This window comes from Streptomyces triticisoli, assembly GCF_003270085.1.
Classification (GTDB): Bacteria; Actinomycetota; Actinomycetes; order Streptomycetales; family Streptomycetaceae; genus Streptomyces; species Streptomyces triticisoli.
Map to the genome: position 1 here is coordinate 1 of NZ_QFDQ01000065.1, position 11,707 is coordinate 11,707.

7 protein-coding genes and 1 pseudogene are annotated in these 11,707 nt (G+C 71.9%); 6 read left to right on the forward strand and 2 right to left on the reverse strand.

What is annotated here, in order from left to right:
* Window positions 1-1,263 (reverse strand): PucR family transcriptional regulator ligand-binding domain-containing protein (locus tag DEP02_RS11605; RefSeq protein WP_112467260.1); only part of this gene is annotated, 1,263 nt, incomplete at its 3' end.
* 323 nt (window positions 1,264-1,586) lie between these two features.
* Window positions 1,587-3,389 (reverse strand): glycoside hydrolase family 15 protein, encoded by a 1,803-nt coding sequence (locus DEP02_RS11610; protein ID WP_112467261.1) that lies wholly within the window; start codon window positions 3,387-3,389, stop codon window positions 1,587-1,589.
* A gap of 521 nt (window positions 3,390-3,910) precedes the next feature.
* Here DEP02_RS11610 and pyrG point away from each other — a divergent pair.
* The 6 genes and pseudogenes from pyrG to DEP02_RS11640 all read left to right on the forward strand — a co-directional run.
* Window positions 3,911-5,578 (forward strand): CTP synthase, encoded by a 1,668-nt coding sequence (pyrG, locus tag DEP02_RS11615; protein ID WP_112467262.1) that lies wholly within the window; start codon window positions 3,911-3,913, stop codon window positions 5,576-5,578.
* Between the two features lie 103 nt (window positions 5,579-5,681).
* Window positions 5,682-6,308 (forward strand): NUDIX domain-containing protein, encoded by a 627-nt coding sequence (locus DEP02_RS11620; protein ID WP_112467263.1) that lies wholly within the window; start codon window positions 5,682-5,684, stop codon window positions 6,306-6,308.
* Between the two features lie 178 nt (window positions 6,309-6,486).
* Window positions 6,487-8,574 (forward strand): tetratricopeptide repeat protein, encoded by a 2,088-nt coding sequence (locus DEP02_RS11625; RefSeq protein WP_112467264.1) that lies wholly within the window; start codon window positions 6,487-6,489, stop codon window positions 8,572-8,574.
* A 135-nt stretch (window positions 8,575-8,709) separates the two neighbouring features.
* Window positions 8,710-9,834, forward strand: a complete 1,125-nt coding sequence (gene ald / locus DEP02_RS11630; RefSeq protein ID WP_112467265.1) for an alanine dehydrogenase — start codon at window positions 8,710-8,712, stop codon at window positions 9,832-9,834.
* Window positions 9,835-10,378: 544 nt separating this feature from the next.
* Window positions 10,379-11,371, forward strand: a complete 993-nt coding sequence (locus DEP02_RS11635) for a ParA family protein (protein ID WP_438947752.1) — start codon at window positions 10,379-10,381, stop codon at window positions 11,369-11,371.
* Between the two features lie 41 nt (window positions 11,372-11,412).
* A pseudogene (locus DEP02_RS11640) lies at window positions 11,413-11,707 on the forward strand (hypothetical protein); the annotation flags it as partial.

The window sequence follows — 11,707 nt, forward strand, 5'->3', positions numbered from 1 at the left end:
CGCCACGCCGACCACCACCACCGGCGGCTGCCCGCCCGGCCGGTGCATCCCCGCACGCTCCACACCCGCCCGCAGCGCCGCCGCGACCCGGTCCGCGACCGCCGGCCGCTCCGCCTCCGAGCGCAGGCCGACCAGCAGCGGCACGCGGCCCTCCACGGGCCGGACGCCCAGCAGCACCGGCACGCCCACCGAGGCCAGTTCCTCCGCGACCGCGCGGGCCAGCACCGCCCAGCCGCCGCCACTGGCCCCCGGGCTCGCACCCGCGGTGCCGCCGGCGGGCGCGAGCATGTCGCCCGGGCGCATCACGACGGGCAGCAGCGGGCTGTTGCCCGGCTTGAAGCCGAGCACGCGGGCCTGGGCGGGGGCGTCCTCGGCGGTGACACGGCCCTCGGCGAGGTCGGTGAGGAAGTCGCCCCGGCCGCGCGCCGCCAGCTCCTCCTCCTGGCGGGCGTGCATCAGCACCACGGCCAGGACACCCGCCGCCCGCTCGGCCGCCATCCGGTGCACCGGGGCCAGCGGCGAGCGCACCGGCAGCATCACCAGCCGGGCGCGCACCGAGCCGGTGCCGGGACCGCCGCCGGGTACGTCCACGAGGACCGAACCGGCCGGTGGGGAGGCGTCCTTGTGCTGGTCGCGCAGCCCCTCCCAGACCTGCAGCGGATCGGCGCCCTCGGGGCCGGAGCCGGCCGCGTACAACAGCTGTCCGTCCGGGGTCTCCAGGAAGACGGGGTTGCCGCAGAAGTCGGCCAGGATGGCCAGCACCTGGGGCACTCCGCCGCCGCCGAGCAGCGCCTGGGTACAGCGGCGGTGCACCTCCTCGGCCCGCTGGAGCAGCGCGTAGTGGCCGTTGACGATCTCCGTGTGGATCTCCTCGGTGACCGCCACGAACGGCACCTCACGGTGCAGCTGGACGAGCGGGAGGCCGGCGCTCCGGGCGGTCTCGACCAGGGCGGCGGGCAGGCGCGCGAAGCGGGGGCCCAGCTCCACGACGAGGGCCGCGATGCCGCGGTCGGCGAGGGTGCGGACGAAGGCGCGCTGGTCGGCGGGGCGGGTGCCGAGGCCGTAGCCGGTGGTCAGGAGGAGTTCGCCGCCCTTGAGGAGGGAGGCGATGTTGGGGACCTCGCCGGCGTGGACCCAGCGGACGGTGCGGGTGAGTTTGTCGGCGCCGGCGAGGACCTCCGGGAGGCCGCTGCGGAGGCCGGGCAGTTCCAGGGCGCGTCGGACGGTGATGCCGGTGCCCTCGGGGTCGAAGCTGCGGTCCATGGAGCGGACGCTACCTGTGCTTGCGGTGCGGGGGCAGCTCTGGGCACCCCGAGTTGTGTGGGTGCCCAGAGCCGGGGCGACCGTGGGGTGGGGCAGCCTGCCCGCGCATGCGGGGTGCCTCCCCCAAACTCTCGGCTTCTCCCCCGAGCAAGTTCTCGACTCCGCTCGAACAGGGGGACCCCATGAGCAGGGGACCCCCATCGCCCACTCGTGCCGCCCCGGGGGCCCCTGCTCGAAGAGCTTGGGGAGGCACGACTGCCCGCAGTCGCGGCGGCGCGATTGCCGGTGGCTGCGGTGGCGCGGCTGCCGGCAATCGCGCGGTCTCAGCCCCCGTACGCGCCGCTCGCCGTCAGCCGCAGGGCCGTGTCGATCAACGGGACGTGGCTGAAGGCCTGGGGGAAGTTGCCCACCTGCCGTTGGAGGCGGGGGTCCCATTCCTCGGCCAGCAGGCCGAGGTCGTTGCGGAGGGCGAGGAGCCTTTCGAAGAGCCTCCTCGCCTCGTCCACGCGGCCGATCATCGCCAGGTCGTCGGCCATCCAGAACGAGCAGGCGAGGAAGGCGCCCTCGTCACCGGGCAGGCCGTCGACGCCCGCGTTGTCGCCGGAGGTCGGGTAGCGCAGGATGAAGCCGTCCGGCGTGGACAGCTCGCGCTGGATGGCCTCGATGGTGCCGATCACCCGCTTGTCGTCCGGCGGCAGGAAGCCCACCTGCGGGATGAGCAGCAGGGAGGCGTCCAGCTCCTGGGAGCCGTAGGACTGCGTGAAGGTGTTGCGCTCCTTGTCGTAGCCCTTCTCGCACACGTCCCGGTGGATCTCGTCGCGCAGCGCCTTCCACCGCTCCAGCGGTCCGTGGACGTCCCCGGACTCGATGAGCTTGATGGTGCGGTCGACGGCGACCCACGCCATGACCTTGGAGTGCACGAAGTGGCGGCGCGGGCCGCGCACCTCCCAGATGCCCTCGTCGGGCTCCTGCCAGTGCTTCTCCAGGTACTCGATGAGCTTGATCTGGAGCAGCGAGGCGTAGTCGTTGCGGGCCAGACCCGTCATGTGCGCCAGGTGCAGCGCCTCGATGACCTCGCCGTAGACATCCAGCTGGAGCTGGTGCGCGGCGCCGTTGCCGACCCGGACCGGGGCGGAGTTCTCGTAGCCGGGCAGCCAGTCCAGCTCGGCCTCGCCGAGCTCGCGCTCGCCGGCGATGCCGTACATGATCTGCAGGTTGTCGGGGTCGCCGGCGACGGCCCGCAGCAGCCACTCGCGCCAGGCGCGGGCCTCCTCGCGGTAGCCGGTGCGCAGCAGCGAGGACAGGGTGATCGCCGCGTCCCGCAGCCAGGTGTAGCGGTAGTCCCAGTTGCGTACGCCGCCGATGTCCTCCGGCAGGGAGGTGGTGGGGGCCGCCACGATGCCGCCCGTGGGGGCGTACGTCAGGGCCTTGAGGGTGATCAGGGAGCGGATCACGGGCTCGCGGTAGGGGCCGTGGTACGTACAGTGCCCGATCCACTCGCGCCAGAACTCCTCCGTCGCCTCCAGCGACTGCTCCGGCTCCGGCAGCGGCGGCGGCTCCTTGTGCGAGGGCTGCCAGGAGATCGTGAACGTGACCCGCTCACCCGCGGCGACCGTGAAGTCCGCGTACGTGGTCAGCGACTTGCCGTACGTCTTCGCCGGTGTGTCGAACCACACGGAGTCCGGGCCCGCCACGGCCACCGTGCGACCCTCGTGCCGGTGCACCCACGGCACGATCCGGCCGTAGGAGAAGCGCATGCGCAGCGCCGAGCGCATCGGCACCCGGCCCGAGACGCCCTCCACGACGCGGATCACCTGCGGGGCGCCGTCGCGCGGGGGCATGAAATCGGTCACACGGACCGTGCCGCGCGGGGTGTCCCACTCGGATTCCAGGATCAGCGAGTCGCCGCGGTAGCTGCGCCGGTCCGCCGCGGGCGGCTCGCTGCCGGCCGCGTGGGCGGGGCCGAGGCGCCAGAAGCCGTGCTCCTCCGTGCCGAGCAGGCCGGCGAAGATGGCGTGCGAGTCGAAGCGGGGAAGGCACAGCCAGTCCACTGTCCCGTCCCGGCAGACCAGGGCAGCGGTCTGCATGTCTCCGATGAGTGCGTAGTCTTCGATGCGCCCGGCCACGTGCAACTCCAGTCGAACGGCCACGTCACACCCCACGAAGGGGCTGTCGCTAGTGCGGTCAAGGGGTGGGTTGTAATGCGTCGTCGAACGGTGGGGTGAAAGCGCCGGTCAGCCGCGGGGGCGGATCGACAACCCTTGCTCGACGAACTGACGAGCTCTTGTTGTTTCCGGGTCATTACGGGCGGGGGTGGTGCCGTGTTGCCGGCCGGGCTCCTCAGTGAGTGTCCGAGCAGGATACGACGCACGTAGATGATCTGCGTGCCGCTCCGGACAACCCGCATGCGCTGAACGAGTGAGCCATGGGTGAGAGACCTGTTTGTGGTACGTGTCCGTGTCGGGACGTGCGCGGAACGTGGCCGTGAGCCATGCCCGCCCGGCGCTGATACCCTGGTAGCCCGTGGACCGGTGGGCTCGAAACCCCCGAACCGCAGCGACGGCACCTCAGCCGGATCACCCGGGTTCCCCGGGCCGGACCGCCGTACCGCACGACCAACCGCGACCACGGGAGCCCCCTCTTGGCCATGCCGTCCATTGTTTTTCGAAACAACACAGCCACGACGACCAAGCACATCTTCGTCACCGGGGGTGTCGCCTCCTCGCTCGGCAAGGGCCTGACCGCCTCGAGCCTCGGCATGCTGCTCAAGGCCCGGGGTCTGCGCGTCGTGATGCAGAAGCTCGACCCGTACCTGAACGTCGACCCGGGCACGATGAACCCCTTCCAGCACGGTGAGGTGTTCGTCACCAACGACGGCGCCGAGACCGACCTGGACATCGGCCACTACGAGCGTTTCCTCGACCGGGACCTGGACGGCACCGCCAACGTCACCACCGGCCAGGTGTACTCCACGGTGATCGCCAAGGAGCGGCGCGGCGAGTACCTGGGCGACACCGTGCAGGTCATCCCGCACATCACCAACGAGATCAAGCACCGTATCCGCCGCATGGCCACCGACGAGGTGGACGTCGTGATCACCGAGGTCGGCGGCACGGTCGGCGACATCGAGTCGCTGCCGTTCCTGGAGACCGTCCGCCAGGTCCGCCACGAGGTCGGCCGGGACAACGTCTTCGTCGTGCACATCTCCCTGCTGCCCTACATCGGCCCCTCCGGCGAGCTGAAGACCAAGCCGACCCAGCACTCGGTCGCCGCCCTGCGCAACATCGGTGTCCAGCCGGACGCGATCGTGCTGCGCTGCGACCGCGAGGTGCCCACCGCGATCAAGCGCAAGATCTCCCTGATGTGCGACGTCGACGAGGCCGCCGTGGTCGCCTGCCCCGACGCCCGGTCGATCTACGACATCCCGAAGGTCGTGCACTCCGAGGGCCTGGACGCCTACGTGGTGCGCAAGCTGGACCTGCCCTTCCGCGACGTGGACTGGACGACCTGGGACGACCTGCTGGACCGCGTCCACAACCCCGAGCACGAGATCACCCTCGCCCTGGTCGGCAAGTACATCGACCTGCCCGACGCCTATCTGTCGGTGACCGAGGCGCTGCGCGCGGGCGGCTTCGCCAACAAGGCCCGGGTGAAGATCAAGTGGGTCACCTCGGACGACTGCAAGACCCCGGCGGGCGCCGAGGCGCAACTCGCCGACGTCGACGCCATCTGCATTCCGGGCGGCTTCGGGGACCGCGGCGTGCGGGGCAAGGTCGGTGCGATCCGCTACGCCCGCGAGAACAGGATCCCGCTGCTGGGTCTGTGCCTGGGCCTGCAGTGCATCGTGATCGAGGCCGCACGCAACCTCGCGGGCATCCAGGACGCCAACTCCACCGAGTTCGACCCGGCCACCGCCCACCCGGTGATCTCCACCATGGCCGAGCAGATGGACATCGTCGCCGGCGAGGGCGACCTGGGCGGCACGATGCGGCTCGGCATGTACCCGGCCAAGCTGGCCGAGGGCTCGATCGTGCGCGAGGCCCACGACGGCAAGGAGTACGTCGAGGAGCGGCACCGCCACCGCTACGAGGTGAACAACGCCTACCGCGCGGAGCTGGAGAAGAAGGCGGGCATCGTCTTCTCCGGCACCTCCCCGGACGGCAAGCTCGTCGAGTACGTGGAGTACCCGCGCGACGTCCACCCCTACCTGGTCGCCACCCAGGCGCACCCGGAGCTGCGGTCGCGCCCGACGCGCCCGCACCCGCTGTTCGTGGGCCTGGTGAAGGCCGCGGTCGAGCGGAAGAGTTCCAAGTAGCACACCCGGTTGTACGGTTGCGGGGGTGCGTTCCCTCAAAGGTGAGCACCCCCGTTCTCTTCGTGCACGTCCTGTGCGCGTCGCAAGGTCGGAAGGACAGGGCATGACGATCAAGGACATCCCGCAGGAGTGGGAGATCCGGGCGACGGACACGCCCTTCGTGGGCGGCAAGACCTCCGTCCGCACCGACGACGTGGTCATGCCCGACGGCTCCGTGGTCCGCCGCGACTACCAGGTCCACCCCGGGTCCGTGGCCGTCCTCGCCCTCGACGACGAGGACCGGGTGCTGCTGATCCGCCAGTACCGCCACCCGGTGCGGCAGCGGCTGTGGGAGATCCCGGCCGGCCTGCTCGACGTGCCCGGCGAGAACCCGCTGCACGCCGCCCAGCGCGAACTGTACGAGGAGGCGCACGTCAAGGCCGAGGACTGGCGGGTGCTGACCGACGTGTACACCACCCCCGGCGGCTGCGACGAGGCCGTACGGATCTTCCTGGCCCGGGGCCTGTCCGCGGTGGAGGGCGAACGCTTCGCGGCGGAGCACGAGGAGACCGACATGGAGCACGCGCGCGTGCCGGTCGACGACCTGGTACGCGGCGTCCTCGCGGGCGAACTGCACAACAACTGCCTCGTGGTGGGCGTCCTCTCGCTCGTCGCGGCCCGGCAGGGGGACGGCCTCGACGCACTCCGCCCGGCGGAGGCCCCGTGGCCGGCGCGGCCCTTCGCGTCCTGAACACGGCCGGAGACCCGCCGAACCGGAGACCCTTCGGCGCGACCGTCGCCTGATCCGGTCGGGCGATGTGTCCGCCGTGCTCCTCACGGTGCGTCGCGGAGCGTGAACTAGGCTCTGAACAGCGCCCGGACCGGAGTCCCGGCGGGCTTGCGCGTGCGGTGGGACGGGAGTGTGGCCCGTGACGGACCAGGCGGTGGACGCAGGTGGGGTGGACCTGTCCGGGAGGGACCGGTTCCCCGCGGCCACCAAGAGCGCCTTCCTGGGCCGTACACGGGAGCTGAAGGAGCTGCGCGCCGACATCGAGCGGGCCGGGCTCGACACCCTCTCCGGCCGCAAGGCGCCACGCGCGCGCGTACTGCTGATCGCGGGCAGGCCCGGCTCCGGCCGTACGGCGCTCGCCGAGGAGCTCGTACGGCAGGTCGCGGACGGCTACCCCGACGGCGTGCTGCGCGCCCGGCTCGCCGAGCCCGACGGCACCCCCGTACCGGTCGAGCGCGCCGCCGGCGAGCTGCTCACCGCCCTCGGCCTGCCCACCCCGCCCGGCACCGCCGAGGACGAGCTGACCGAGGCCCTGCGGGAGGCGCTCGCCGGGCGCCGGGCGCTGCTGCTGCTCGACGACGCGGCCGGCGCCGGGCAGGTCGACGCGCTGCTGCCGGACAACGCCGACTGCCTGGTCGTCGCCGTTTCCCGGGGCCCGCTCACCGGGATCGCGGACGTCCGCCCCTGCACGCTCGGCGGCCTGGACACCAAGTCCGCCGTGGAGCTGCTGGCCCAGCACATCGACCCGGTGCGCATCACCGTCGACCCGCGCGCCGCCGAGAGCCTGGTCGAGGTCTGCCAGGGCCAGCCCGCCGCGCTCGCCCTGGCCGGCGGCTGGCTCGCCGCCCGTCCCAAGGCCGCCGTGGCCGACCTCGCCGGGCAACTGCACGCCGACACCGGCGAGGGCCCCGCGCTCGCCCGCGTGCTGCGGCTGGTGCACGCCACCCTGCCGGGTCCGGGCGCCCGGGTGCTGCGACTGCTCGCCCTCGCCCCGGCCGGAGACGTCGACCCGCACACCGCCTCCGCGCTCGCCGGCTGCTCGGTCGAGGCCGCCCGCGCCTTCCTCGACGACTTCGCCGCCCTCGGCCTGCTGCGGGCCCTGCCCTCGCCGCTGCCGTGCTACGAGGTCCCCGGCTGTCTGCACCCGCTGCTGCGGGCCCTCACCGAGCGCCAGGACCGCCCCGGCGAGCTGCAGCTGGCCCGTGCTCGGATGCTGGAGCGGACGGTACGGCTGCTGCAGTCCTGCCGGGCGATCACCGAGACCGACAGCCCCGAGACCCGCGAGAAGCTCAAGAGCCTGCCACCCACGCTGCGCTTTCCGACCCCGCGGGCCGCAGAGGACTGGCTGCGCGCCCGCCGGCCCGCCCTGCTCGCCGCCGCCCGGCTCGCGGTCGCCGACGGCGAGCTGGACACCCTGGCCCGCCGGCTGATGTCCCAGCTGGTGCGGGCCATGGTCGCCCATCTCGGCACCCGGGCCGCCGCCGGTGACCTCTACGGCATCCACCGGCTCGTCCTCGACGTGGCCGAGCGGCAGGGGCTGCCCCGGGAGAGGGCCGCCGCGCTGCTGAACCTCGCCGACCTGGACGCCCGTGGCGGCCGTACCACCGAGGCACTGGCCCGCTACCGGGCCGCGCTGGACGCCGGACGCGAGGCGAATGACCCGTACGCGACCGGCCGCGCGATGGAATCCGTAGGCGGCGCCCACCAGGAGCTCGGGGACCACGACCGGGCCGCCGACTGGTTCGGCCGGGCCCTGGCCCAGCGCCTCGCGCGCGGGGAGCGCGAGGACGCCGCCCGCCTCTACGGCCGCATCGCCACCGCGCACACCTACGCCGGCCGCTACGGCGAGGCGCTGCGCAACTGGCGGGCCGCCGTCGCCGCGCACCGCAAGGCCGGCGATGTCGCCGCCCACGCACGGGCGTTGAGCGAACTCGCGCGCGTCCAGGAGTACGCCGGGCGGCCCGCGGAGTGCCTGCGCACCTGCCAGGAGGCCGTCGAGTGGGCGCGCCGCGCGGAGGACGTACGGTTGCAGGCGGCGCTGCAGCTGCGGCTCGCCGACACCCTGGAGCGGCTGGGCGATCCGGCTGCGGCGGCCCTGCACCGCGGGGTGGCCGAGCGCATGCTCGGCGACGAAATCCGTGCGGGCGACGACGGCGGCGCGGCGGGCGCATTGCGGGAACAAGACGCGAACACCTGCGAAATCCGCAGTGTGATCGCTGAAGATTGATACAAAGAAAGGCTGGACAGCGGGAACACCTTCATTAGACTGGCTCTGCCGCTCGTTCTCCTGCGGTGTCTCCCGGTATGCCCTCGCATGCCGGGGTACGCGTTGCAATACCCCACAATCTCTGAGCCAAGGACCGTGATCGACGTGAAGGTCGGCATCCCCCGCGAAGTCAAGAACAACGAGTTCCGGGTGGCCATCACCCCCGCCGGCGTGAACGAGCTGGTGCGCAACGGCCACCAGGTCGTCGTCGAGCGGAACGCCGGCGCCGGCTCCTCGATCCCGGACGAGGAGTACGTGGCCGCCGGCGCCGAGATCCTCGGGACCGCGGACGAGGTCTGGGCCGCCGCCGACATGGTGCTGAAGGTCAAGGAGCCCATCGCCGAGGAGTACCACCGCCTCCGCAAGGACCAGATCCTCTTCACCTACCTCCACCTGGCCGCCTCCAAGGAGTGCACGGACGCCCTGCTGGAGGCCGGCACCACGGCGATCGCCTACGAGACCGTCGAGCTGCCCAGCCGCGCGCTGCCGCTGCTCGCCCCCATGTCCGAGGTGGCCGGCCGGCTGGCCCCGCAGGTCGGCGCCTACCACCTGATGCGTGCCTCCGGAGGCCGCGGGGTGCTGCCGGGCGGTGTCCCGGGCGTGCCGGCCGGCGAGGCGGTCGTCATCGGCGGTGGCGTCTCCGGCTGGAACGCCGCGCAGATCGCCATCGGTCTGGGCTTCCACGTGACCCTGCTCGACAAGGACATCAACAAGCTCAAGGAGGCGGACAAGATCTTCGGCACGAAGATCAAGACCGTCGTCTCCAACGCCTTCGAGCTGGAGAAGGCCTGCCTCGAGGCCGACCTCGTCGTCGGCGCCGTGCTCGTCCCGGGCGCCAAGGCCCCGAAGCTGGTCAGCAACGAGCTGGTGTCCCGGATGAAGGCTGGAAGTGTCCTTGTCGACATCGCGATCGACCAGGGCGGCTGCTTCGAGGACTCCCACCCGACCACGCACGCCGAGCCGACCTTCAAGGTCCACGAGTCGGTGTTCTACTGCGTCGCCAACATGCCCGGCGCGGTGCCCAACACCTCCACCTACGCGCTGACCAACGCCACGCTGCCGTACATCGTCGAAGTCGCCAACCGCGGCTGGGCAGAGGCGATGCGCCGCGACCCGGCGCTGGCCAAGGGCCTCAACACCCACGGCGGCAAGGTGACTTACCGCCAGGTCGCGGAGGCACACGGCCTGGAGCACGTGAGCCTGGAGTCCCTGCTGGCCTGAGCGGATCGCCAAGTCGCCAAGGCGTGAAAGGCGATACGTCAACACACCTCGTCAACGCCGCACGCCCGGCCGGACCTTGAGTGACAAGGTCCGGCCGGATGTGTGTATGGTCACCCTGCCGCACCTGGTCAACTCGCCTCGAACGCAACCATTCGACCGATTCACGCACCGGTGAAACCTGCCGTGCGACGGCCGTACGCCCTTGACAGCCCGATGTTTCATTGCCGACACATCGGGCCGGGTCCGGCGGATTGTGTTGCTGCGGACGCCCGACACGCCATAGAGTCGCCAACCGTCGGCATGGTGCCACGCTGACCTGTCTAGAAGTTTCCTGGTCACCAAGGAGGTAAGACGACTTGTGAATGAGTCGACATTTTCTCCCGGGGGTGGTCAACCAGGAACGCCTGCGCGGGGCCAGGGTCCCACGGGGCTCGAGGCTGTCGGCTCCGTCGCTGTGCGCACCTTCGCAGCCCACCGGAGTCACCGGACGCCAGGGGTGACTCAGCCAGCACACCAGAGCATGGATGGCCATCACGTGAACGCCATGGCCGGCGACGGAAGTGGCGCGCCCCACAACCACTTCGCCGACTACGACGAACTGCCCGACGGGCACTTCTACGACCCCGACGCCGAGTACGAGCCCGACCCCGAGTACGCGGCCACGCTCGCGCCCGACGCCGCCCGCCAGCGCCGTGAGCGCATCGGTCCGACCGGACGTCCGCTGCCGTACTTCCCGATCCCCGGTCCGCTGACCGACCACGGACCCGCGAAGATCATCGCGATGTGCAACCAGAAGGGCGGCGTCGGCAAGACCACGTCGACCATCAACCTGGGTGCCGCGCTCGCGGAGTACGGCCGCCGGGTGCTGCTCGTGGACTTCGACCCGCAGGGCGCGCTGTCGGTGGGTCTCGGCGTCAACCCCATGGAGCTCGACCTCACCGTCTACAACCTGCTCATGGAGCGGGGGATGTCCGCGGACGAGGTCCTGCTGAAGACGGCGGTCCCCAACATGGACCTGCTGCCCAGCAACATCGACCTGTCGGCCGCCGAGGTCCAGCTGGTCTCCGAGGTCGCGCGCGAGTCGACGCTGCAGCGGGCGCTGAAGCCGCTGCTGGACGACTACGACTACATCGTCATCGACTGCCAGCCCTCGCTCGGCCTGCTCACCGTCAACGCGCTCACGGCCGCGCACAAGGTGATCGTGCCGCTGGAGTGCGAGTTCTTCGCGCTGCGCGGGGTCGCGCTGCTGACCGAGACCATCGAGAAGGTCCAGGAGCGGCTCAACCCGGAGCTGCAGCTCGACGGGATCCTCGCCACGATGTACGACTCGCGCACCGTGCACAGCCGTGAGGTGCTCGCGCGCGTCGTCGAGGCGTTCGACGACCACGTGTACCACACGGTCATCGGGCGTACGGTCCGCTTCCCGGAGACCACGGTCGCCGGTGAGCCGATCACCACGTACGCCTCCAACTCCGTCGGTGCCGCCGCCTACCGCCAGCTCGCCAGGGAGGTGCTCGCCCGGTGTCACGCCGAGTGAGTCTGCCGGGGGCCGACGAACTGTTCCGTACGACAGGGGGTATGGCGCTCCAGCCGTCCACTCCCCGACGCCAGGCCGGCAGAGGCGAGCCCCGGGTGCCCGCTCCCGCGGGGGAGAGCGACGCGGCGGCCGCCCCGGCGGAGGACGCGCCGCAGTCGATGCCCGCGCAGGGCGGCGGCGGGGGCGCGGAGCACGTGGCGGTGGAGGCCGAGCCGACGGACACGGGCGAGTCCCGCAGCCGGTCCGCCGCCGCGGAGCGGCCCGTGCGGCGTACGGCGGCGCAGGAAGGCTCTGCCGCCGCGCCGCCGCGCAAGCGGAGCCGCGGCACCCCGCGCC

Coding starts and splice junctions, on each gene's coding strand:
- pyrG (WP_112467262.1), top strand. CDS start 3,911: ATGCCGTCCATTGTTTTTCGAAACAACACAGCCACGACGACCAAGCAC.
- DEP02_RS11620 (WP_112467263.1), top strand. CDS start 5,682: ATGACGATCAAGGACATCCCGCAGGAGTGGGAGATCCGGGCGACGGAC.
- DEP02_RS11635 (WP_438947752.1), top strand. CDS start 10,379: ATGGCCGGCGACGGAAGTGGCGCGCCCCACAACCACTTCGCCGACTAC.